The sequence below is a fragment of the Ureibacillus chungkukjangi genome, assembly GCF_044795995.1.
GTDB lineage: Bacteria > Bacillota > Bacilli > Bacillales_A > Planococcaceae > Ureibacillus > Ureibacillus chungkukjangi.
Genome location: NZ_CP085009.1, coordinates 599,999 through 623,456, shown reverse-complemented (window position 1 = coordinate 623,456; position 23,458 = coordinate 599,999). Strand labels below are relative to the sequence as shown.

Sequence of the window (23,458 nt, the reverse complement as noted above, 5' to 3'; positions counted from 1 at the left end):
GGAAATTACTTAAATGAATTATTTCTAGATTAATTATCTATCTAATTCTTCCAATTGAATATCACCATACATTCTTATTTTTATACTTTGTGGGGGTGAAGAAATAGGAAGCTCTTCTCATTAAATCTAGTACAGCTCCTATTAATAGAATAGTACCCTGATAGATTTCCAATAAACTCCGGTTACTGATTTGTAATAAATGAAAAAAATGCGTAATCCAATTTGGATTAACGCATTTTATATTCTCTATCTTATTCCTTATTGAACCAAAGTGGCCCTGTATCATCGACTTCACCATTATAGTTAATGAAGATTTCTTCTCCAGCCTTGATATCCTTGTAAGCAAAGAAGTCAAAGGTATGATTATCAAAGTTAATCTCGTAAATGGCATTTGGCTCATAGGAATGGTTGAACAACATGCCGTAACCGAGAAGTATCGCCGTATGATTGATGCCATACTCAAAAGCGTAGTCAGCTAGTAACGTTTTCTCGATATGTTCATGCTGCTCGTTTGGATAAGAAATGACTGGTGCTTCATGAAAAAGCTCACCCTTTTTAATATCCTGTTTCGCGAATATGCCTCTGTTAAATTCTCCATCACTAATTGGAGAGGTTTTTACCTCAATCATATTGTTCTCCTACTCATCTTAAAAATTTTCTTTCTAACTGTAACATGATTTTAACCATTGGTGCTCATTTTATTGCTTATTTGAAAGGGCTTTGTAAAACTTCCATCCATTTTTTAAAGATTCCTTTGTCATTGATCTCTACATCATTTAAATCATTCGTATAAATTTGATAATTATTCTTCCCATTATTCTTTGCAGAATACATTGCTTTATCAGCTGCTTTTATCAAAGTATCCTTGTCTTCCCCATCATCAGGATACATACTAATTCCTATACTTAGAGATATGCATGCACTTTCATCATTGATTGTATAAGGTTCTCCAACATACTCAATAATTCGTTTAGCAATTTGTTCGATTTCATCCTTACCTGTTTCTTCAAACATGACGATAAATTCATCGCCACCAATACGTGAAATCACGTCTTCTTCTCGTATGCAGTTATTTATTCTTGATACTACATCTATTAATAGCTGATCTCCTGCATCGTGACCGAGTGTATCATTTACCTTCTTAAAATCATCCAGGTCGATAAACATGATGGAGAAATTATGCCGATGACGCTTCGAACGAACAAGGGCTTTTTGAATTTGTCTATCTAGCATTTTTCGATTTGGGATATCTGTTAACTCATCGAAATAGGCCATACGCTTCAATTCTATTTCTAATTCCTTCTGTCTTGTTATATCCTCAAACTGGCCATATACTTTTTCTAATAACCCTTCACTATTTTTAAATGGTTGGGCTTTAAATAGCACCCATTTCTCTCCATGCTCGGGATGGACGATTTTCACTTCACTTCTAATTTTATTCCCCATCGTCAAAGTTCTTTGAATTTCATATAACAAAGTGACATTCTCTTTATGAATGATTTGTTTTAAAATCGTCTCCCTATTATTAAATTCAGATTGAGTAAATCCTAGTAGCTTTTCAACCCCTTTTGAAAAGCTGTACTGAAGACTCGCATAATTATAAGAAAAAAAGATGGCTTCATCAAAACTAGCAAAGAACTGTTCATAGTCGTCATATTTTTGGGCTAAGTCCAATTTTTCTTTTGTTAATTTTTCATTTTCAGCCTTTAAAAGCTCATATCGTTTAATAGTTTTATGGTGTTGTATTGAAAAGAACCCTGAAACGATTATTAATAGTAAACTTAGGAGCAAACTCTGCATATGTACGGAGTTAGTAATGTAATAAACAGATAGTATATTGACAAGAGTGATGACGGATATTGAAATGATGATGCTTTTCCCTGATATTTTCATGGATTTTATCCTTCTTTGTTATGCTTCGCTTTATTTCACTCAAAATTACTAGTTCTTGAGTACGTTCAGATAATACATGATGCTTAGAAACTTGTAAATAAATATTTCTCTAAAAAAAGCTTGATAATTTTAAAGTCTAATCTAGACAGTCAATGAGAAGATGCACCACCCTTGTCACTCACCTATATCTAAAGAAATATTATCCATACTCTAATGATAGTTACTTGTATGAATTTACTAGGAGGTGTCATTTTGCATTACTATTATCAGCCCCACTACTACCACACACCATATAATCATACTACCTATCAGCCTGCTGTTAGAGCTCCATTAAGTAATCATCGTCCTATGCATCAACCAGCTCAGCATGCTCAGCCGAACCTTATGCGTTATGTAGCGCAGCGAAACATCGCACCAGCTCAGCGAAACCAAAATCCCCAATCCTCTAATGGATCCCCATCGCCATATCCTGCTGTGGATCCAGAGCTTTTGTACGAATCTGCAAATGAATCGAATAAGCTCATGAAAGAAGCGAGTCTAGTACTCGATAAATTGGCTTCATCTAAGGAATTTGGTGCTAGATTAATGGATGTTGCACAGCATTCCAATACTCAAGAGGTAGAACGTTTAATTCATTCAGTTGGTATTACATCAGACGTTGACATTAAATACAACCCAGATGGTCTAGAGCTTGAGTTTAAGTCAAAGGTTCAAAATTTAGATTGCTGTAAATTGTCCATTTCCTTACGCTGGCGTTAGACTTATGCCAGATGTTAGTTAACTAAGACACAGATGTTTCTCGAGAGCTTTGCTTCCATAGCAAAAACAAAGCATTTCGAAGTGGAAGTGCTTTGTTTTTAATTCGTCAAAAAGGATAGCCGAGAAAGATATCCTTGATATTAGATTTATTTAAGAAATTCCGGATTATTTTTCAAATAATTTTGCCACGCGTTTTTCATGCCTTGCTCGATTTCTTCTTTAGTGGCAGTGAGTCTCTTTTCCGTTCCTCCGTAGCCAATTTCCAGCTTTTCATTTCTTAGGCCATCAAAAATACCGGAGATAAACTCATTCAGTGGTGCACCAAATGTATGGAGACCTGCCCCACCTAAATCCGTATTTACTGCTGGAGGTAATACTTCCACAACTTCAACATTTGTATTGGCTAGCTGTTCACGTAAAGTGAGTGTAAAGGAGTGCATTGCCGCTTTTGTCGCACTGTAAATTGGCACCCAAGTTCCAGGCTGTACCGCAAGACCGGATGTTATATTAATAATCGTCGCTTCCTTTTGCTTTATAAACTGCTCAATCAACAGCATTGATAAGTGAATTGGCCCCTCTACATTAATAGCAATCTCGTTTTGATAATATTTCCAGTCATTTGATGCATTCAGTAGATTTACTCTTTGCTGGATGCCCGCATTATTGACTAAAACATTTAACTGAGGAAATTCCTTAATAACCCATTCAGCCAATTGAATACGTTCGTCTTCCTTTGACACATCACATGCTCTAGTATGTAGCTGCGGGTATTTTTTCTTTGCTTCAGCTAGTTTTTCTTCCCCACGCCCTACTATGATTACTTCGTTTTCTTCCTTCAAGAATTGTTCGGCAAAGGCTAGTCCAATTCCTGATGCCCCACCTGTTATCAAAATTGTGTTACCTGATAATTTCATAATCCACACTCCAGTTTTAGAATTTAGATTCCGCTTTTAAGCTCGCATAATCATTCTCCTCTTAAAGCTATTCCTTTAAAACAAATTCTTCAACAAATGCGAACTACATTTTGTTCTAATAATTAAGGATTTCTAAAGCTTTTGTTGGCTATACTCGTGAGGAATGCTATATATAAAGGTGGGCCGAATGTGGTGAATTTAGGACAAACAACTATCGAGCTAATATTTGGATTTATAGCACTATTAATTGCTGCCAAAATATTAGGTAAGACACAGATTTCCCAGCTTACTCCCTTTGATTTTATTTCTGCTATGGTACTGGGGGAACTTGTGGGAAACAGTGTTTACGACCCTGAAGTAAAAATTTGGTCGATTCTATATGCATTAATTTTATGGACGGCTTTAATATTCACAGTTGAAAAGCTAACACAGAAATTCCGAGGCTTACGGAGAACCTTTGAAGGCAATCCCTCCATTATCATTAGACAAGGCAAAATTGATAGAGATCAGCTAAAACAAAATCATCTCGATATTGACCAATTGCAGCAAATGCTAAGACAGCAAAAGGATATTTTCTCTATTCGAGAGGTTGAATATATGATTTTAGAGCCCAATGGACAAATCAGTGTCATGAAAAAGCCAAAATATGAATCCCCTACTTTGGAGGATTTAAGCTTGAAACAAAAGCCGGCTTACTTACCAATTACCTTAATTAGTGATGGGATGGTTGTTAAAGATAACTTAAGAGAATCTGGACATGATGAGGAGTGGCTTCTGAATCAGCTAAAAAAGAGGAATGTCACCAAGTTTGAAGATGCCTTGTATGCAGAATGGGTAGAGGATGAAGGGTTTTTCTGCTTAAAAATGAATGGGCAGTAAAGAGAGTTAAAGTCGGTTTCTTTGTTTTGAAGAGCCGACTTATTTTCTGTGTTTATATATATGGTGATAACTATACTAAAAAATTCATGAGAAGCATGCCTAGAATCCAGCCTACAATGCCTCCGACAACACCGGAAACGATTAATGCTAACCCTTGTGATTCGGCTTCGTAATCACGTCTTAACACTACACCAATACATATAGGGATAAACATAAGCAACGGTGCCATTAAGTGACATGTTAATAAGACCACCGATATCCACCCTACCGTTGCGAGAATCTTCTTACCGTTCTTTTGTTCAGCTTCCAACCTTATCAGCTCCTAAAATATGTATAACACTATTCTACCATTTAATTACAAACATTATGATAACCGTTTAGTAATCTCCAAAAATAGAAAAAGACGTCAATCCAATTAGATTAACGTCCCTATATTTATTTCTTTAATATCGGTTTTAAATCCGTTGAGCCTTTAATCATTTCTACAATAAAGACAAACAATGGAATCCCTATAACTAATCCCCATGCACCAAATAATAATTCACCAACCATCAATACCATAAACGTAAAGAAGATAGGTAATTTCATTGTAATGGAGTAGAGTTTTGGATTTAAAATGTAAGATTCAATCGCATGGATAATCATGATGATAACAAAGATGTAAAACACATACATGACGCCCCCGATTTGGAAAGCAATTATCGTCAGTGGAATTAAAGAAATTACCACACCAATAACCGGCATTAACCCTAAGAAGAAGATCATAATTGCTAGCCCTAATATATTGGGGAATCCTAGGATTAATAAGCCAATTACCGTCAAAACAGTGTTTACTGTTGAAATCATTATTTGTACTTTAATAGCTAATCCAAACGTATTTAAAAAGCTATTTCCGAAAAGAACAACCTGGTTAAATACTTTTTCGGTTTGGTTCGTTTTAAAGGACTTACAAAAGATTTTTATCTTATCAATCTCTAAAATAAAGAAGAAGCTTAACAACAGAGCCATAAACGCTTCCAGTAAAAACGTGCTGACATCTCCTATTTTGTCTAGAATCGTGCTGCCAATATCCTTTAAGATTCCTTCCATATCAAGATTTAAGATAAAAGCATATATCTTTTCGGGAATCATATCTCGATATTGCTCAATATGGAATGACGAGCTTTGGACAATAATAGCTGATAATTGACTTATAGCAGATGGGAGATACCGATAACCAGTAGTTCCCACGATAGCTAAAATCAGCAAATACATGAGTACCAAAAGAATCTTCGGACGTTTTAAAGGCTCAGGCAAGATATGTAGCACCTTTACAAATATGGTATAGGCCAAATATGTAATAATAAATGTTAATAATAAAAAGTTTAATGCATTTGCAAAAAAGTACAGGAGACCGATAATGAAAATCATAATGATCCACTTTAAATTTACTTTATCCCTTAACCAACTCATTTTCTATCCCCTTTAATTCACAAATAAATCCTTAAAAAAAGCCTTATTTTAAATCAAAATAAGCGAATCTATTTTTTCAAGAGAAATTTCGTTCATCCTCTAAAATTTCATCGATTTTTTAACAGCGTAGCATGAATAGACCCGTAGAAACAATACTAAAACCTTGCTTTTCGACAAGAATTGCGATTTTTCATAAAATAGACATGATTCTAAAATAACATTTTGATTCCACGATACTTTTGGTAGTTAACAATAGAGGAAAATAGGACTCATGGCTTCTGTTAAAAGCTTTCTTAGTGAGGATAGTTTTTATTTAGTTTATGTTGGAGGTAAGGAGTAGAGAATTAGATTTTGAGGAAGCTGCTGTGTTTTAAACCATATATAGAAAGGAATATGAATACATGATTCATACTCCTCAATTTTAGATATGCTGTTGGTTCTTTTCCAATTCGGCGATTACAGCTGCTACGTGCTCTTCTGTTAAGCCGTGCTTTTCAATGTAGCGATTACGTGGATGCTTTGTGCATTCAAGTGTACAGCCGCCAAGGTGTTTGGCTTCATTTTCCTCTGAGGCTAGAATATGCTTGTTGCATTCAGGGTTGGCACACTTTACGTAGCGCTCACAAGGAGTCCCATCATAGTAATCCTTCCCTACAACAACATGCTCGACTCGGTTGATAGGTACAGTGATTCGCTCGTCAAATACATACATTTGACCATCCCAAAGCTGCCCCTTTGCCACTGGATCTTTACTATATGTTGCAATTCCACCATGTAACTGGCCTACATCCTCGCCAATTCCTTCAGCCTTTAACCAGCCAGAGAACTTTTCGCAACGAATCCCGCCTGTACAATATGTCAACACACGTTTCCCCTCGAAAATTTCTTTGTTCGCTCGCACCCATGCTGGTGTATCTCGGAAGTTCTCTACTTCTGGACGGATTGCGCCACGGAAGTGACCAACATCGTATTCGTATGTGTTTCGCACATCAAGAACCACTGTATCTTCACGCTGCATTTCTTCCATAAATTCAGAGGGAGATAAATAACGCCCTGTACTTTCATGGGGATTAATATCCTCTTCCAAGCCTAAATTCACAAGCTCTGGTCGTGGACGTACACGCATTCTTTTGAAGGCATGCCCCTCTGCCTCATCAATTTTGAAAACAATCCCCTCAAACAAAGGATGATTTTTCATCATATCCATATAGGCATTCGTTTGTTCAACTGTACCTGAAACAGTGCCATTTATTCCTTCATGGGCAACAATAATTCTTCCCATTAAGTCGATGTCCTTACATGCTTGTAAATGCTCTGTCGCAAAAGCCTCGGGATCTTCAATAGTTGTGTAATGATAATATAATAAAATTCGATAATCCATGTTAGTTCCACCTATCATTTATATTTGCAGGATATCCCTGATAGCAAGAAAAGCGCCTCATTCTTACTCAGGCACCAATAAGTTATGTCCTTTTAAGAAATTCATTTTGTTTTCTACATAAGTAAAACAAAATAATCCGAGAGTCTGACCGCTGTAGCTAGACACTTTCAAAAGTATATTTAAATAATATATGAATTGGAGAGAATTCTCTACCGTAAAAAAATACTTGTGTTAAGCTCGGAAGCAAAACACAAGTAAGATAGTTGAAAAATCAATTGTCTATTTAGTTTTTTTCCATCACTGCAAAGTAATTCTCTTCATTATCTGCAAAGTTAAATACTCTGCCAGATGGCATATTAACTATTTCTCCAACTGTAATATTCTTATTTAAAAAGTCATTGTATAGTTGCTCTAGATTCTCTGAAAAAAACATTAAAGATGGGGTACCCAGATTTAATTCTGGAGAAAATTTAGCAATTAATTCCTTATTATGAAGAATAATGCGTGTTTCAGAATCCTTTTGTGGTGAAATTTCAATCCATCGCATTCCTTGACCATTATTCTCTTCTGAAATTACAGTAAATCCTAATTGCTCTGTCCAAAATTTCACAGCCTCATCTTGGTTATTAACATACAACATAATTTGACCAACTTTACTTAACATAAGTGTCCACTCTCTTTCACTTTTTCTCTTCTACTAGCTTTTATTACATTCGAGAAAAGAAAGAGAAATCCTTTTTAAAAACCATTTATTAAACATCAATATTAATATATTTTCCTTACTTTTGGAAAACTTATTATTAGTTTATATACTCTACTTGCCTAGCCTGTCTTGCGTGCATTTTTTTCATAGCAAATCTCGCTATTGGCTGAGCAATCAATAGCTCAATCCAAAATGCTACCCCAAAATTTCTAAACCAGCTGTGAAAGAAATTTTGAAAAGGCTCAAGGCTAATTTGTTTCGTGCCTACCATAGGTCCGATAATTGTAAGAAGAATAGATAATACCGTAACGTTCAATAGAATATTCAATAATACGCGAGCGTTAAATCCATCTGTTTGTCCCATAAACTTCGGCATTACTTTACCCACTACCGGCCCAGCTACTAATCTTACTAATAGAACGACGATAATCCACATAAATGGAATTATCTTAAGTGTTGCTAAATAATTTTCTTTACTAAAACCAAGCTCCAACCCCATAATAATCGGGGCGATAGTGTTTACTGATATGATTGAAATAATTAACATAAATACTATGCCCTCTTTTGAATTATGAGGAAGACGATCTTCCTTATACATATTTTCCCCTCCGAAAATAAAAAATTTCAGATGGTAGACGTATCTTGCGACATATATTTTTGGTTAATAAATTTTCAACCAATATCTCTACACACTGTTTCAACAGTATAACAAGCTTATATGTAATCATGTAAGTTCTAATTTTTATTATTTGTCCTGAATTTATTATTTAGAATCGCACGCCTTAAATCAAAGTAGCCTATCGTTCCACAAATTAATGCGCCAAGTGAAAAGAAAATGGTCCAAAACCAATTTTCTCCCCAATATTGGACTACATTATATAAAAGACCCAATGCAACTACTATTCCAGCATATTTTGCACGCCCACCTTCAAGCCTTGAAGGTTTTCCCTTCTCCATACTCCACCATCCTTTATTACTATGCTTGCATTGACTTTATGCTTTAAAAAATCGGTAAATAAATCTGCACTTCTTCTCCGTCTTCTACGGGGTGATAGGTCTCTATAATATAGGACTCTAGGTTTCTCTTATAGCCTTGCTCTTCTCCCCAATTAATTAGATTAGCATGCAGCGCCCCTATACTAGAGATTTTTCCTCTTGCGGTCATAAATCTTTCATCTACTTCTATAAAATGCATTCCAGCAGGTACATCCTGCAAACGCTCATTTACTATTAACCCTACTAAATACTCTCCTATTTTATGAGCCTGATTTCTTTTAGGCTCAAATAACGCTATTTCTACACCCGTATGGCTCTCGATTTCATCTGACCGACTTAATAATTGTTTGGCGAGCGCCGGTACTTCCTTATCGAAATTTCCAAAGTCTCCTCTACTTTTTAAGCTCACTACTTTAAAATTTTTATTAATAATTTTAAAATCCACTATAATCCTCCCTTTAAAGCATCTATGCTTAAAATTTCTCTTTAAACCTTAAAAAATCCTCCATCAAAAAAAGACAACTGCCTCATTACAAGCAATCGCCTTTTCTTATTTATGGATTTCTTTATTTAATAAATTCGGGATTTCTTCAAAAGGTACAGGCTTACTGTAGAGATAGCCCTGGAAATGCTGGCAACCGAGATTTTTCAAATATTCTAGTTGTCCCACCTCTTCGACACCTTCAGCAATTATTCCTTTTTCTAAGCTTTCTGCCATCAAGATAATCGTTCGTACAATCGCTTCTTGCGCCGAATCATTGATATTTTGTACAAATGATTGGTCGATTTTCAAAGTATTAATAGGAAGTACGCCGAGATAGCTTAAAGAAGAATAGCCTGTTCCAAAATCATCAAGAAATACACCAATTCCTGATGCTCTTAATTGATTTAGCTTTTCAATTATCTTCTCTACATCCTTCATCATAATGCTTTCCGTTAACTCTATTTTGAGATTTTCAGGATTAAAATTCGTTTCCTCTAAAATCTTTTTAAGCTTACTTACGCAGTGATCCTGTTCAAATTGCTTTGTGGATACATTCACAGATAGATATGGCATGTATTCACTATTCTTATATAGTTCGTTAAAAGCTGTGCATGCTGTTCGAACCACCCATTCACCAAGTGGAATAATCAGTCCCGACTCTTCAGCAATAGGGATAAATTCTGCAGGAGAAAGGAATCCTAAAGTCGGATCATTCCATCTTAAAAGTGCTTCGAAGCCAACTATTTTTTTATCATCTACAATCGGCTGATAGTGTAATGTTAACGACTCATTATTCTTAATAGCCTGTCGTAGTGCCTGTAATATATCCAATTTCCTGACAATATCCTCTGAAAAGTCAGTCTGATATATTTTATAAGTGTTTTTTCCATCCTTTTTCGCAGCATTCAACGCCTGATCTGCAAAAGTTATTAGCTTCTCTGGATCTCTTGTATCGTCTGGGTAGATGCTTATTCCAATACTGGCAGTAAGGACGTAGCTTCTTTCCCCTAAAATAATAGGCTGAACAATTTCATCTATTAAGGTTTGGGCTTTGTCTTCAACCAACTCTATAGATGACACATCCTGCAAAAGAATAATAAATTCGTCTCCACCTACTCTTGAAACTATACCTTCTTCACCAACGATATCCTGTAACCTCTCAGCTATTTTCTTTAATACCTTATCTCCATTTGTATGTCCAAGCGTATCATTAATCCATTTAAATTGATCTAAGTCAAAGAAGAGAATCCCAAGTTTTGTACTAGCTTCATCGGCTTTCAAAACGGACTCTTTTAATAGCTGTTCAAGTCGTCTACGATTAGGCAGCTGTGTTAGTTCATCGGTGAATGCCATAAAGACTAATTTCTCTTCGGTTACCCGCTGTTGCTGAATATCTGCAACCATCCCGTTTAGTCGAATAACCTGCCCCGACTCATCAAAAATAGGCGTTGTATAGCTAGATAGCCACTTAACATTGCCATATGCATCAATTATGCGATATTCAAGATTGATTGTATGTCCTTCTGCTAATTTAGATTGCATTGCCAACACTTGGTCACGGTCCTCAGGGTGAATTAATCCCTTCCAGAGTTGAGGGTTTTTTTTAAATTCCTCTTGTGAGTAGCCATAAATCTTTTCACAAGCGGAAGAAACCTGGAAAACTTGCTTATAATCAAAATCACTGGACCATACACAGACATCAATATTATTAAATACACTTTCTAATTCGAGCTTCGTTCTTTCAAGCTCTCTTTGAATTTGTATTTTCTCTGTTATATCTCTTACGATTCCCGCAACTCCTAAAATCTCACCGCCTACAACAATAGGCACTGATGTTACGTATAATTCAATTCTTTTACCTGTTTTATGATTAACCGCTACTTCAAAACTTTTTCTTGTACCATTTTTTAAAACGTCGATGAACGTTCCATTTATGTGTTCTCTATATTCTTCCGCCACTATATCTGAAAAGTAAAGTTTAGAAAATTCCTCGTGAGTATATCCTGTTATGTCCATCGCTCTTTTATTAATGATGATAAATTTCCCACTTTGATCTAATGCATAGCATGGATCAGGGTTAGATTCAAAAAGGGATTTATAGATTGAAAATAAAGCGTCTGAATCTTCATAGATGGGATGCATCTGTACTGCCTCACTTTTAATAATTAGTAGTAACAAAAGAATATATTAGTTCTTATGAATATTCAATTTATTTCTTACGGGAACTCTGTTTAGTAGAGTAAATCAGCTCTTTCACTGTTTAAAATCTCCAATTCCCCATATTTATAAGTTAATTCCTGTTTATAACTGCCCTTCGGAAAGATAAACGTCCAGGGCATGCTTGCTTTTGGTGGAATTGTAAGGGCTGGTAGATTGAAAATCTCTTCTGCAATAGTCTTTCCCTGTATTCTATAAAGTAATCTTGTATTCTCAAAGATGAGTGGATAGTCCATAAAATTATGCACTAACACGGTCACAAGTAATGCTTCTTTATGGTTGATCGCTTCTCTTATAGGCGCACAATAATGTGCAGAATGATTTAAACTTTTTGTCTCATGAAATATTCTTTCTATATTTTGCCGATCATTGGGTGCTAAAGCTTTTTCCCAAGATGCCTCGAATAATAATTGCTGCATATCGTACATCACCTCTTGATTGAAGTGTAACATAAAGAGGTGAGAATTCAGAAACCCTATCTATAGACAAAAGAGCGATAACTATTCTCGTAATCGCTCTATCAAGTGATATTCAAATTTATAATATTTACGTGGTTTGGAGCATAGATAATAGAAAATAGGACGATTAGGATGATAGGAGTTGAATATTAATTGGCACTAGCTTTTTTAGAAAACGTAAAAGAGGTCACTACATTAATACTCTTTATTTCGTGTGTTATTTATCGCAGGCAGCTGAAGCTTACAAAATGGAAAAGGAAGCTGACTAAAGGCGAGATGGCCATGTATTTAATCACTTCCATTACGATTCCGATATATGCCCTTGCTTATTTGATGATTATGTTTGGGGTAGAGTGAAGCTAGGTTTTGAGTAATGGGTGGGACGGCTTCGCTGAGGAATCTAGCCAGTTTTGTGATTTTTCTAGCCACTTTTGGCGATAATCTAGCCACTTTCCCCACTAATCTAGCCACTTTGAAAATCTGATAGCTTCGATAGAAAATATTTTTTAAATCTCAACTTAATTTAGTTTCTTACTGCAAGAAGATGCTCTTCAACAAATTCCATCTTATGTCTTTGAACATACGCTAAAATTTGATCTTCTATCTTCGGAAAAAGTAGAATTTCATCCAGTTCATTTAAAGGAATCCATTTAACTCCGATTTGGTGGGGATCAGGAGTCTTTGGCAGTTTAGGTACTGTCCCATTTTGAATTTTGCACTCAAAAATCATATGCAAAGAAGGCGTCTCACCATAGTTATTATCATTCAAATGTGGCGCATACTCGTAAACTAAAGCTAACTGACCTACTTCAACATCGATTGAGGCCTCCTCCTTCGCCTCTCTTTTTACAGCCTCCACCACGGATTCGTTCTGCTCAACGCCACCTGCTGGCAGGTTATAATGCACCCCTCGATGATCCTCAAATTCAACTAATAAAATCTTTTCATCCTCAATAATGAGTGCACATGCTCGAACTCTGATTGGATATGTCACTAATGATCCCTCGCTCTCTTAAGGTTTTATAAATTACATTTTATTACATTTCCTATTTTTTAAACAGTAAAAAATCCCCACTATAATTAAAAAGTGAGGATTCTCAAATTGCGTTCTATGCTGTAAAGTTGCCATCATAGCTCAACATAATAGCTGATTTTACGCCTTCTATGTTGGAAATATTATTGATAAAGCTCATATCATTTTCTTTAACACGAATCTCATATGTTACCTCAAAATCATCACCAGGCATAATGGACTTTGATTTTACTGAATGTTTTTTTACATGCTTTGAAATAATGTGTTCCATCGATTTTTCAATAGAGGTTTCATCATAGCGAACTACTAGTAGATAAGGATTTTCTACTCGAATTCGGCTGCCAAAAAGAATTAAAACCCCACCGATTAAAATTGAACCAATAATAACTAAGGGAATAAATCCAGCCCCACATAATATACCCGAAACGATTGCCCAGAATAGATACACGATATCCATCGGGTCTTTTATAGGTGTTCTAAAACGCACAATTGATAATGCTCCTACCATTCCTAGGGACAGCATGACATTAGATGAGATACCAATAATGATTAGGGCCGTTGCCATAGACATGATTATTAAAGAAATATTGAACGTATGGGAGTAAATGACCCCTGAAAAAGTTTTCTTATATACATAGTAAATTAATAAACCTATTATAAAGGCTGCTAATAATCCTATCACTGAATCTACAATTGAAAAGCTGCTTGTTTTTTCTAAAATACTTGATTTAAAAATATCATCAAAATTTACAGTATCCATTTTAATTCCTCCAATTTTATATACTTAACCAAACATTCTGCTGACTTGATATTTTGAATAGGTGCCTTTTTTTCTGTTGCCAAGCTGCAGTAAATACTTAATGACGTCTGGCAGAAACTCGTCATACTTCACTTCAAGAATGACAACTTCTGGGTTTGTGTCAATCATTGCTAAATCAGGATTTAACAAATCTGGATTTCGAAAGCTTGTCTTAATATTACTGTCAAAGGTTACTCTGACATTCCCTTGATCATAGATAAATACTTCCCTTTCATAGTCAACTACCGTTACAGGCTTTATTTGAAACAGGTTCATTTGTAGATATAAACCCTGAATAAGCGATCTCGAATCTTTCTCCATCCAAGCAATATTACCAACTGCTATTTTTTCGTATTCCTCTGCAGTTATGGAGCATTTTTGCTTGTAAGTAAGATTATTTCTTTTACTTTTTTTCTCTAAATTTAAGAAATTCATATTGTAGTCATAGAGTCTTACGCGAAACTTATCCCGTTGATAAAACCCTTCTTTTTTCTCAGTAAGGACTTTGTTATCGAAATTATCAAAGTACACACTACGAATTAAATATTTGCCATCTTTCTTGGCGTGGGGATCCACCCTCATAAAATGCTTTAATTTATTTCTAAGAAGATAGCAATCCATTTTGGAAATTTCATGCTTCAGCTCCGTTCGCCCCATTACCCCGTTTAAGCGTCTTCCTTCCATTTGCCTTACTCCTTTGCTCTGTTCTATGTTTTACATTATTGAGGACAAACCTTAAACAAACCTTAAAAGAAAATGAAGCTAGGAAAATAAATAGAATTTATGGATTTTGGATAGGTTTTGGTTCATCCACTACTTGAAACGCGTTGTCTGCCTACATCCCACTCACAACACGTTTCATCCCCTCTGCTTCCGCTCATCTCAAGCTCGCCACAAAAAAAAGAGACTGCATTTCTGCAATCTCCTACTTTGGTAGTTTGATGATAAAGTTTGTTCCTTTGTTTTCGTTTTTTGTTACTTTGATGGCGCCTCTGTGTTTTTCTACGATCCACTGGGCGATGGATAATCCTAAGCCAACGCCGCCAGTTTCTCTGGATCTTGCTCTGTCTTCACGATAGAAACGTTCAAAAATATACTGCATATTTTCTTCTTTAATGCCAATACCGGTGTCGCTTACTTCAATGACTACTCGATGGTCTTCGATGTAAGTTTTTACGCCAATACTGTCGTTATCACCTGTGTATTTAAGTGCATTATCAAGCAAAATTACAAACAGCTGATGTAATCGGGTTTCGTCTGCTGTTATGGACACAAGACAATTTAAATTTAGCCACAAATGCTTTTGCTGTGACTCGGCAATTTCCTGATATGGCGCACAAACCTTTTGAACAAACTCATCGAATTCAAACGTATTGAATATTAGCTCTGTTTCAGCAGAGTCTGCTCTCGCCAATGTCAATAAATCAGAGGTAAGCTTAGATAATCGGCGTGTTTCAGAAAGACTCAAGGCGATGTTTTCAAATTTGTCGGCAATTCTTTCTTGAGGAGCTCTAAGTAGTAACTCCAATTTATTTTGAATGATCGTTAACGGCGTTCTCAGCTCATGTGAAGCATTTTCAACAAATTCAGCTTGTTTATTCCAGGACTGAATTATTGGCTTCATCATTTTTTTCGATAAAAGGAAGCTCGCTGATATAGATAGAATGATGAAAATTACCGAGCAAATCGTTACAAGCTTTACGAAGTTAGCGATAATAATTTGTTCAGCATCTACATTGATTAGTAGCTGCGTATAAGCTACACCATCCTGATTATTTGGATTTTCAAAAAGAAGATATCTAAAATGATATAATTCATCAATGGATGTCATCGTAATTTCGTCTATTTTGGTTTTATCTAGCTGATAGTCCGAAAGATAATTATCATAAAATAGTGATCCCATATCCCCTTCATTCACCATATTTCCAGCCTCATCCCAATGGATAACCACGATTCTAGGGTTAGGATTATTTCTATTTTGATCGGTTAAAGGAGGGTCCTGATTTCCCTTTCCAGGCTGGGGCCTCATATCTGTTCCCACATTCACATCATCAGTAAGTTTTTCTTTAAATAATTTCAGCTCCTCATCTGCATGAGAATATAGCGTATTTTGAACCTGTCCAAAAATGATGAAACTGAAAATCGTGAAAATGACCGTAAAGGCTAGTAAGTTAAGGAGCATAAACTTAAATTGCTGCTTACCGAAAATTGTTTTATTAAACATTTTCTTCACCACTGTCGCTTAGCATATAGCCCAATCCTCGAAACGTTTTAATGTATTGGTCGTAGCCATACTTCTTTAAATTTTTACGCAAATTGCTCGCATACACTTCCACCACTGTTGTTGAGGTGTCGGACTCAAATCCCCAGATTCGGTCGAAAATTTGCTCCTTTGTTAAAATCGCATTTTTATTATTAAGTAAGTACTCTAATAAATCGAATTGCTTGCCGTTTAGCTTCAGCATTTCCCCGTTTATTTCTGCGGTTTTATTTTTAATGTTTAGTTTCAGCTCCTTAAAGGTAATTACATTTTCCTTTAATAATCCGCCGCTTCTTCTCACCATTGCCTCAAGTCGCAGCAACAGCTCTTCTCGGTGGAAGGGCTTAACTAAATAGTCGTCCGCGCCAACTTTGAACCCTTGAATTTTGTCATCGATGCCATCCTTGGCAGTTAGCATAATTACCGGGGTCATGATATTTTGCTTACGCAAGCTCTGCAGTACCTCATAACCGTTCATAGAGGGAAGCATGATATCTAAGATAATGACATCAAATATATTTTGTTCCGCAAGAAATAACCCTTCTTCCCCATCAAATGCCTGCTCTGCCTGAAACATTTCCTTTACCGTTTCACATATAGAGTCAGAGAGGTTTTTGTCATCTTCAATGATTAGTAGCTTCATATCCCTGTTCCCCCTTTTCTTCATTAAATTTCTACGTTTGATTATATGTCCAATTTCTAGAAATGCAAATTTTATTTTTTTAAGGTTGCTTTAAGGTTGGTCATTAATAATAGCCTCATACCCAACAATAGCTTTCAAAATTCGAAATGAAAAGGAGTTAAATTTTATGAAGAATTCTAAACTTATAAAAGTGGCAACACCTTTTATGATGTGTAGTGCGTTATTATTTGCTTGCAGCGATAATACAGAGGAGGTCAAAACTACGAGTGATCCAGCTGTTGCCGAGGCAGAGAGCTTAAGTACTATTGGTAATCAGGAAATTATTAGTGTGATTAACGAGAAGGTTTCTTATTCAGATGATGATTTTTATAGCGAGTGGAAAAATGCCACTTCTATTAAATTGAATGGCGATAGTGCGAGCTTTGATGGCAACGGAGGCGTAGTCATTGATGGAAGTACGATTACAATTCGAACTTCTGGTGTTTATGAAATCAGCGGAAAATTGAATGATGGTCAAATTATTGTGAATGCAGAGGATGAAGGAACTGTTCGGCTGATTCTTAATGGTGTGGAAATCAGTTCATCGACTAGTGCGCCTATTTTTGTAGAAAAGGCAGAAAAAACGGTTGTTTCATTGGAAGATGGAACTGAAAATATTTTAAGTGATGGCGAAAATTATGTTTATGAAAATTCAGATGATGATGAGCCAAATGCAGCCCTATTCAGTAAGGATGACCTTACAATAAACGGGGATGGCACTTTAATCGTGAATGGCAATTACAATAACGGAATTGCCTCTAAGGATGAATTAAGAATTACTAGTGGGACAATCCAAATTGAAGCAGTAGATGATGGGTTAATGGGACGAGACCTCGTTGCTGTTAAGGATGGAGAGATAAGTATTACAGCTGGTGGAGATGGCATTAAATCTACAAACGATAAGGATGCTTCAAAGGCTATTATTGCTATTGAGGGTGGTAGCTTTGACATAGAGGCTGCCAATGATGGGATTCAAGCTGAAACCTCTCTACTAATTGCTGATGGAGATTTCACTATTACAGCTGGTGGTGGTAGCCCTGAAACGGTTGAGACGAATGAAAATAATAGAATGCCTGGCATGCCGGGTGAAACGAATACAACTACTACGAGTACAAGCACGGATTCCGAAAGTACGAAGGGGTTAAAAGCAACTGTGGAAGTGGCTATCGGTGGTGGTAGCTTTACAATTGATTCCTTGGATGATGCTGTACACAGTAATAATTCAATTACCATTACTGGTGGAGAGCTAAATTTAGCTACTGGTGATGATGGAATTCATGCCGATACATCCATTTTAACTAAGGGTGGAATCATCGATGTTACAAAGAGCTATGAAGGAATTGAAAGTAAAAGCATTACCATTGCAGATGGTGAAATTCATGTAAATGCAACGGATGACGGCATTAACATAGGCGGTGGAAATGATGGGTCAGGTCGTGATTTTGCCGCTACTGAAAATGCAGAAGAGAATGTCCTATCTATTAATGGTGGATACATCTATGTCAATGCTATGGGAGATGGACTTGATTCGAACGGTTCGATTTCCATGACAGACGGAACGGTTATTGTCAGCGGTCCTTCCAATAATAACAACGGGGCACTAGACTATGATCAAAGCTTCGAAATTAGCGGTGGGCTACTTATTGCTTCAGGCAGTTCAGGTATGGCTATGGCGACTTCTGAAGAGTCCGCGCAAAGCTCGATTCTAATGACATTTACCGAAACACAAGCAGCAGGAACCGTGCTTCAGCTTGAAGATAGCAACGAGAATTCCATCGTGACATTTGCTCCGGACAAAGACTATCAATCTGTGTTAATCAGTTCCCCACAGCTTACGAAGGATGGGTCTTATAAGCTTATCTCAGGTGGAACGTCTACAGGCTCTGAAACTGATGGATTATTTACTGATGGAACAATCCAAGGAGGGTCAAATGAAGTCGAGTTTACGGTTTCTGATACAGTTACATGGTTAAATGAATCAGGTTTAACAGAGCAAGGTGCTAATGGTTTTGGTGGTATGGGAGGACCTGGTAATGCAGAAGGAAATCCAGGTGGAAGCCGTGGCGATATGTTTGCAGACTTAGATGAGGAAACTAGACAAAAAGTCCAAAGCATTATGGACCAACAAAGAAACGGCACGATTAGTCAGGAAGAAGCCCAAGAGCAACTTTCCGAACTAGGTGTGGAGCTTCCATTTGGAGGACAAATGAAAGAACCTGGTCAACCAGAATAGGATTTAAAGAAGTCAAATTTAGCCCAAGTTACTCAATGAATTTCGTTGAGTTGCTTGGGTTTTTTTATGTATTTTCCCTTTCCTCAAGAATTCTCTAAACCGTTTTTAATTTATGCTATACTTTAGCAAAGGGGGTAATATTATCAAATATTTCAAAACTTTTGACTCGTTATTTATTGTAGCAATTACTCTTTTATTCATTTATGATTACTTTCCTACTGTTCCCTTTGCTAGTGCGATTCCAATGGGCGTAGTGATTTTTCTTATTTTGGGTTCACTCCTATTTAACTTTGTGCTAAAAAAATACAATGAGACAGATTTAAAAACTGAGGTAATATGGAAGATTATTATAATTTTATATGTACTCTTTCTTCTTTGGCTGTTCCCACTGCTAGGTGGCCAATCTGTTTCAGGCATTAGCTTTAGTGATGGCGGTTTATATATCATCATCTTAATTTCCTTATTCGATATTTATTCCAAATGGAAGAAGCTAAAAGTTAATCATTCTGAAGCTTAACAAACATATATAAAAGCGTATTCGGTAAATTAAACGAATACGCTTTTTCGATTAGAATGACCTATCATTTTTGTACCTCAAATACTAATCTGCTTTTTCCTATAGCCGTACCGTCTTCCCAAACAAACAGCAACTCGTAAATTTTATCGTAAGCTATGTCTGTAATCACTAATTGAAAATTCTTTTGTTCATCTGGAAGCATTTCGGTTTCCCCAACCTGATTAAAATCGGTTGTGTATACTCTTACTTCCACGCTGTTTGGAGCAGGAATCATATGATCCCACTTCACATTAAATCTATCACCGATTTTATCCTTTATGTTTTTATCAAATCGACCATTTAATTTATCCTCTTCGGTACACTCATTCCAACAAACCTCTTGATAAAAGGAATCAAAGCCGACCCCATCATTTAGCGAGATTATGGGATGTGCAATCGATTCAAAAGAAGGAAGCTGCACCTTCTCCTCTATCGATATACTTTCTATCGGTTGTGGTTTTGGCTGCTCTTGAATTTCTGCTGTCTCTTCCTGAATCTCTTTTTCATTTGTACAGCCTGTTAAAGCAAGTAAGATTATTAGTGCTCCTATTAGTTTTTGCATGAGGTTCCCCTTATCAACGGTTATGGCCAATATATTGCATGACATTTTCTATATATGTATCTACCGGTTTACTAGTATCCACTACTAAATAGGGATCATCCTCCGACTTTTTACTATTTTCAATTGTGTTTTGAAAAGCTTCCATCGATTTCACTTCTTTTATTTGGCTTAGCTTACTTTCACGATTTTTAAGTCGGAAATTTACCTCGTCAAAGTCATTTAAATAACATTCAACATATTTATATTTTACATTGTATTTCTTCGCTAACGTTGTTCCATTCCTCACCATTTCATCATATAAACATGGACTATCAAAAATCACGCTTTTCCCCTGTGAGAGATAGAATTCTATTAAGGCCCAATCAACCTTGTATGAAATCTTTCCCAAAAGATTTTCTTCAAGCTTTGTTTCCGCTACATTTTCCAATAGTGCCGTTTTTGAAATATCATGGTCAACGATGATAGCATCTACTCTTTTTGCAATTTCACGAGCTAATGTAGATTTTCCCGAACCAGGGAAACCAGACATTTGTAAAAAAAACATTGGAACCCCCCACTATATCTCATCAAAATTATAAATAAACTCTCCCTGATAATCCTTTAGCAAAGGCGTTACTTTAACAAGAGCATTTAAATTTAACTCACCGTAAATATGTGGATAGGTGCGACCGTAATTACCGTCATCCTCCCATTTAATCTCGGCCTCTACCTTATTAGTGTCTATAAATAAAAGAACTACTGGCTCTAAAACATCTTTAAAGTTAGGTGCTACTCTCCAAAAATTTTCAATAGACGAGCAATGTATATACCCAAATGCCTCAATTGATTCCCTGCCATAATATACATTATCCTTCGCTTTCTCCCAAGTGCTCTCTTTGAGACAATGTAAAATAATCATTTGAGCTCCTCCTCTCACTTCTAGATTTGCGATTTATTCCTTACTAACCAAAAAGCATCGTCCTTCAAAGCCGCCCCGTTCTTCATACTTTTTCTGGCGTACTTGTTCAACCTGGTCAATCGTTACTTGATGTGTCTTAGCTAAGGAATGAATAACCTCCAAAATATCTGCAAGCTCCTCAGTTGCAGCTTCTTTAGTGGATGAAGCCAAATACTCGTTAACCTCTTCCAGGAGCTTTTTCTTCAGCTCTCTGATAAACGTCTTTTCATCTAATATCGTAAACTGGCTTTTTTCACCACTAGCTTCTATGATACTAGGGATTTTATCTCGAACTAATTTATTAAAGGTAAGCATTGTTTTCTCCTGCTCTCTAGAATCTCGCCTTACCATTCAAGAGCTGCTGACGAGAATATTTATCTAATCGAATATAGTCTTTTGTTTTTGATATTAGGATGGAATGTCTGTCAGTAAATTCATCTAATTCTAAACATACATTTTTAGGTTCAAAGTTAATAATTCGTAATGGTAATCCTTTTTTTAATTTAATGATTGCACTCTTTTGTGCCCATCCAGTTCGAATAAATTTCACATGTTTAATGTCCTCAGGGTATATTATTCTTTTATATAGCTGGATTGTAAAAAAATTAATTTCAAAAGTGAGCGTGTTTTCTTCGATGTAAAACTTATATTTTATAAAGGCTAACGAAAAAAATATAGCTAGAATAGCTATTTGTAAAATTAATATCTCTCTTTCTCGCCCCTCAACATTGATTGTTGTGTTTAACACCATGACAAAAGTCAGAGAAATCAGGGGTCCATTTGGTAGTGAAGCTGTGAAAAGAAATTTAGACTCTTTTTTCCTTCTTCCTTTTATCTCCTGAGCACTTATCAAAATCATTGAAGAGACCAAGCTAAAAATTGACACTATGTAAATATATTCCCAATCGTATTTTAACTCGAACCAAGAACTCATTAACAGCTGGATCAATAGCGCAGGCAATAATAAAATCATTAAAATGTTTGAAATATGTTTAATCAAGGACACCTCACTTTAACATTATTTTACTATTTTACCATTAATGGATAAGGGAATGGGATAGCTATTTTGGATAATTCTATTTGTTTCATACATAAAGTTATCATTCTCTCTTCCAAATCAATTGCCCGCGCTCAATTACCGATTCCCAAGAATCCTTTTCAAGGAAAACTTCATTGGCATCAAACTCAACATAATACACGGCATCGATTTTCTCACTCTCAGGAAGCCCGAAGATATAGTCATATTCATCTTGACCATTATTTTCATCCAAAAGGTTCCTTGTAGGTGAATGGGCAATGGTTTTTGTATAATAAATAAAACTCACATTCTTTTTCTCGCCATCCACTACAACTGAAATCGGATGCGTTCCATAAACACCAGCATGGCTTTTTCCTAAATAATGAGAAACCAATTGATCATTTTGAGTTTCGATTTTAATCAGATTCTCTGAATATGGAATAACTGTTTTATAATAAAAGACATAGTTAAAAGCACCGAATAAAATTATAGCCGTTCCTAAAATGGAACCCATGGCAATCATAAACTTTTTATTGCGCCACTTTTTCTTAATGGCTTTCAGAAGAGATTCTTTGTTTTCAACAGGAATGTAGAGCTCCTGTTTCATCGACTCATATTCCTTTCGACAGTTCTCACAATCCTGTAAATGCTTGTCTACCATTTCTGTTGTATCCTGACTCACTACTCCATCAATATAGAGAGGTAAAATATCTTGGATGATTGTACACTTAATCTCTTTCATGATTGATCGCCTCCATATGCTCAATTATTTGTTTCCGCGCTCTGTAAAATGTCACCCTAGCCCACCCCGCACTTTTTCCAAAGAGTCTTCCAATTTTCTCAAAGGGCAGTTCTCCAAAGGCTCGCAGTGAAAACACTTCCTTATAAGGCTCTGCCATCGTATGGAGAAACTCGTGAATCGCAAAGGCCCCTTCTTCATTCATCAAATGACTTACAAATTGAACTCCTGTATCTACTACTTCATCAATATCTAACTCTATTTGTCTATTATTTCTTTTGTAGTATGAGAAATATGTATTTTTGGCAATCGTATAAAGCCAAGCTCTAATGTCCTTAGAACCATCGAATTTGTCGATAGCTTTTAACGCTTTAAAAAATGCTTCTTGGGTAATTTCTTCAGCTATTTTTCATCTCGGCTTAAAGAAATGTTGTACAAATAAACCTCTTTAAAATATTTACGATAGATTTCCTCGAAGTTCATAGCCATGCCTTTTTCACCCC

At 36.0% G+C, this 23,458-nt stretch carries 28 protein-coding genes and 1 pseudogene; 5 read left to right on the top strand and 24 right to left on the bottom strand.

What is annotated here, in order from left to right:
* Positions 1 to 251 precede the first annotated feature (251 nt).
* Positions 252 to 629, bottom strand: coding sequence for an SET domain-containing protein (locus LG296_RS03205; protein WP_404427438.1), 378 nt, complete (start codon positions 627 to 629; stop codon positions 252 to 254).
* A 76-nt stretch (positions 630 to 705) separates the two neighbouring features.
* Positions 706 to 1,893, bottom strand: coding sequence for a diguanylate cyclase domain-containing protein (locus tag LG296_RS03200; protein WP_404427437.1), 1,188 nt, complete (start codon positions 1,891 to 1,893; stop codon positions 706 to 708).
* Between the two features lie 252 nt (positions 1,894 to 2,145).
* Between LG296_RS03200 and LG296_RS03195 the strand changes: the two genes are divergently transcribed.
* Positions 2,146 to 2,652 carry a hypothetical protein gene (locus LG296_RS03195; RefSeq protein ID WP_251399880.1) on the top strand — a complete coding sequence of 169 codons (507 nt, stop codon included), beginning with the start codon at positions 2,146 to 2,148 and terminating at the stop codon, positions 2,650 to 2,652.
* 146 nt (positions 2,653 to 2,798) lie between these two features.
* Here LG296_RS03195 and LG296_RS03190 read toward each other — a convergent pair whose 3' ends face one another.
* Positions 2,799 to 3,566 (bottom strand): SDR family oxidoreductase, encoded by a 768-nt coding sequence (locus LG296_RS03190; protein WP_404427436.1) that lies wholly within the window; start codon positions 3,564 to 3,566, stop codon positions 2,799 to 2,801.
* A gap of 189 nt (positions 3,567 to 3,755) precedes the next feature.
* On the opposite strand from LG296_RS03190, the gene LG296_RS03185 reads away from it, so the two are divergent.
* Positions 3,756 to 4,445: a DUF421 domain-containing protein gene (locus tag LG296_RS03185; protein ID WP_404427435.1), complete on the top strand. Its 690-nt coding sequence runs from the start codon at positions 3,756 to 3,758 to the stop codon at positions 4,443 to 4,445.
* Between the two features lie 70 nt (positions 4,446 to 4,515).
* On the opposite strand, the gene LG296_RS03180 is transcribed toward LG296_RS03185, so the two are convergent.
* The 9 genes from LG296_RS03180 to LG296_RS03140 all read right to left on the bottom strand — a co-directional run bounded on the left by LG296_RS03180 (position 4,516) and on the right by LG296_RS03140 (position 12,097).
* Positions 4,516 to 4,698, bottom strand: coding sequence for a hypothetical protein (locus LG296_RS03180; protein ID WP_404427434.1), 183 nt, complete (start codon positions 4,696 to 4,698; stop codon positions 4,516 to 4,518).
* Positions 4,699 to 4,880: 182 nt separating this feature from the next.
* Entirely contained in the window at positions 4,881 to 5,897 is a 1,017-nt protein-coding gene (locus LG296_RS03175; protein WP_107931900.1) for an AI-2E family transporter, read from the bottom strand.
* 421 nt (positions 5,898 to 6,318) lie between these two features.
* Positions 6,319 to 7,278: a rhodanese-related sulfurtransferase gene (locus LG296_RS03170; RefSeq protein ID WP_107931898.1), complete on the bottom strand. Its 960-nt coding sequence runs from the start codon at positions 7,276 to 7,278 to the stop codon at positions 6,319 to 6,321.
* Positions 7,279 to 7,561: 283 nt separating this feature from the next.
* Entirely contained in the window at positions 7,562 to 7,942 is a 381-nt protein-coding gene (locus LG296_RS03165; protein WP_107931896.1) for a VOC family protein, read from the bottom strand.
* 136 nt (positions 7,943 to 8,078) lie between these two features.
* The gene (locus tag LG296_RS03160) at positions 8,079 to 8,579 is read right to left on the bottom strand and encodes a hypothetical protein (RefSeq protein ID WP_107931894.1); all 501 of its coding nucleotides are present in this window, start codon (positions 8,577 to 8,579) and stop codon (positions 8,079 to 8,081) included.
* A gap of 137 nt (positions 8,580 to 8,716) precedes the next feature.
* Positions 8,717 to 8,938 (bottom strand): hypothetical protein, encoded by a 222-nt coding sequence (locus LG296_RS03155; RefSeq protein WP_107931892.1) that lies wholly within the window; start codon positions 8,936 to 8,938, stop codon positions 8,717 to 8,719.
* A 43-nt stretch (positions 8,939 to 8,981) separates the two neighbouring features.
* Complete coding sequence (locus LG296_RS03150; RefSeq protein ID WP_107931891.1) at positions 8,982 to 9,422, bottom strand: GyrI-like domain-containing protein; 441 nt, start codon at positions 9,420 to 9,422, stop codon at positions 8,982 to 8,984.
* A gap of 105 nt (positions 9,423 to 9,527) precedes the next feature.
* Positions 9,528 to 11,639, bottom strand: a complete 2,112-nt coding sequence (locus tag LG296_RS03145; RefSeq protein ID WP_146223189.1) for an EAL domain-containing protein — start codon at positions 11,637 to 11,639, stop codon at positions 9,528 to 9,530.
* A 53-nt stretch (positions 11,640 to 11,692) separates the two neighbouring features.
* A complete protein-coding gene (locus LG296_RS03140; RefSeq protein ID WP_107931887.1) occupies positions 11,693 to 12,097 on the bottom strand; it encodes an SLAP domain-containing protein in 405 nt (134 codons plus the stop codon).
* Positions 12,098 to 12,289: 192 nt separating this feature from the next.
* Here LG296_RS03140 and LG296_RS03135 point away from each other — a divergent pair, with 192 nt between their 5' ends.
* Entirely contained in the window at positions 12,290 to 12,493 is a 204-nt protein-coding gene (locus LG296_RS03135; protein WP_107931885.1) for a hypothetical protein, read from the top strand.
* 166 nt (positions 12,494 to 12,659) lie between these two features.
* On the opposite strand, the gene LG296_RS03130 is transcribed toward LG296_RS03135, so the two are convergent.
* The 5 genes from LG296_RS03130 to LG296_RS03110 form a co-directional block, all read right to left on the bottom strand.
* Positions 12,660 to 13,130, bottom strand: a complete 471-nt coding sequence (locus LG296_RS03130) for an NUDIX domain-containing protein (RefSeq protein ID WP_107931883.1) — start codon at positions 13,128 to 13,130, stop codon at positions 12,660 to 12,662.
* A 115-nt stretch (positions 13,131 to 13,245) separates the two neighbouring features.
* The gene (locus LG296_RS03125) at positions 13,246 to 13,929 is read right to left on the bottom strand and encodes a DUF4956 domain-containing protein (RefSeq protein ID WP_107931882.1); all 684 of its coding nucleotides are present in this window, start codon (positions 13,927 to 13,929) and stop codon (positions 13,246 to 13,248) included.
* A 24-nt stretch (positions 13,930 to 13,953) separates the two neighbouring features.
* On the bottom strand, positions 13,954 to 14,652 hold the full coding sequence (locus LG296_RS03120; protein WP_107931880.1) for a polyphosphate polymerase domain-containing protein: 699 nt from the start codon (positions 14,650 to 14,652) through the stop codon (positions 13,954 to 13,956).
* Between the two features lie 241 nt (positions 14,653 to 14,893).
* Positions 14,894 to 16,192: a cell wall metabolism sensor histidine kinase WalK gene (locus LG296_RS03115; protein WP_107931878.1), complete on the bottom strand. Its 1,299-nt coding sequence runs from the start codon at positions 16,190 to 16,192 to the stop codon at positions 14,894 to 14,896.
* Complete coding sequence (locus LG296_RS03110) at positions 16,185 to 16,871, bottom strand: response regulator transcription factor (RefSeq protein WP_107931876.1); 687 nt, start codon at positions 16,869 to 16,871, stop codon at positions 16,185 to 16,187. The genes LG296_RS03115 and LG296_RS03110 overlap by 8 nt, the downstream gene beginning before the upstream one ends.
* 166 nt (positions 16,872 to 17,037) lie before the next feature.
* On the opposite strand from LG296_RS03110, the gene LG296_RS03105 reads away from it, so the two are divergent.
* The gene (locus LG296_RS03105) at positions 17,038 to 19,143 is read left to right on the top strand and encodes a carbohydrate-binding domain-containing protein (RefSeq protein ID WP_107931874.1); all 2,106 of its coding nucleotides are present in this window, start codon (positions 17,038 to 17,040) and stop codon (positions 19,141 to 19,143) included.
* A 112-nt stretch (positions 19,144 to 19,255) separates the two neighbouring features.
* Positions 19,256 to 19,660 carry a hypothetical protein gene (locus LG296_RS03100; protein ID WP_404427433.1) on the top strand — a complete coding sequence of 135 codons (405 nt, stop codon included), beginning with the start codon at positions 19,256 to 19,258 and terminating at the stop codon, positions 19,658 to 19,660.
* 64 nt (positions 19,661 to 19,724) lie between these two features.
* Here LG296_RS03100 and LG296_RS03095 read toward each other — a convergent pair whose 3' ends face one another.
* The 7 genes and pseudogenes from LG296_RS03095 to LG296_RS03065 all read right to left on the bottom strand — a co-directional run bounded on the left by LG296_RS03095 (position 19,725) and on the right by LG296_RS03065 (position 23,438).
* Positions 19,725 to 20,261 carry a hypothetical protein gene (locus tag LG296_RS03095; protein WP_107931872.1) on the bottom strand — a complete coding sequence of 179 codons (537 nt, stop codon included), beginning with the start codon at positions 20,259 to 20,261 and terminating at the stop codon, positions 19,725 to 19,727.
* 13 nt (positions 20,262 to 20,274) lie between these two features.
* The gene (locus LG296_RS03090; protein ID WP_107931870.1) at positions 20,275 to 20,805 is read right to left on the bottom strand and encodes an AAA family ATPase; all 531 of its coding nucleotides are present in this window, start codon (positions 20,803 to 20,805) and stop codon (positions 20,275 to 20,277) included.
* 12 nt (positions 20,806 to 20,817) lie between these two features.
* Positions 20,818 to 21,159 carry a DUF952 domain-containing protein gene (locus tag LG296_RS03085; protein WP_107931868.1) on the bottom strand — a complete coding sequence of 114 codons (342 nt, stop codon included), beginning with the start codon at positions 21,157 to 21,159 and terminating at the stop codon, positions 20,818 to 20,820.
* Positions 21,160 to 21,192: 33 nt separating this feature from the next.
* Positions 21,193 to 21,513 (bottom strand): nucleoside triphosphate pyrophosphohydrolase, encoded by a 321-nt coding sequence (locus LG296_RS03080; protein WP_107931866.1) that lies wholly within the window; start codon positions 21,511 to 21,513, stop codon positions 21,193 to 21,195.
* A 16-nt stretch (positions 21,514 to 21,529) separates the two neighbouring features.
* Entirely contained in the window at positions 21,530 to 22,171 is a 642-nt protein-coding gene (locus LG296_RS03075) for a hypothetical protein (RefSeq protein ID WP_146223190.1), read from the bottom strand.
* Positions 22,172 to 22,298: 127 nt separating this feature from the next.
* Positions 22,299 to 22,958: a zf-HC2 domain-containing protein gene (locus tag LG296_RS03070; RefSeq protein ID WP_107931862.1), complete on the bottom strand. Its 660-nt coding sequence runs from the start codon at positions 22,956 to 22,958 to the stop codon at positions 22,299 to 22,301.
* Positions 22,945 to 23,438 (bottom strand): annotated as a pseudogene (locus LG296_RS03065) (RNA polymerase sigma factor). Before LG296_RS03065 ends, LG296_RS03070 begins: the two are co-directional and overlap by 14 nt.
* Positions 23,439 to 23,458 lie beyond the last annotated feature (20 nt).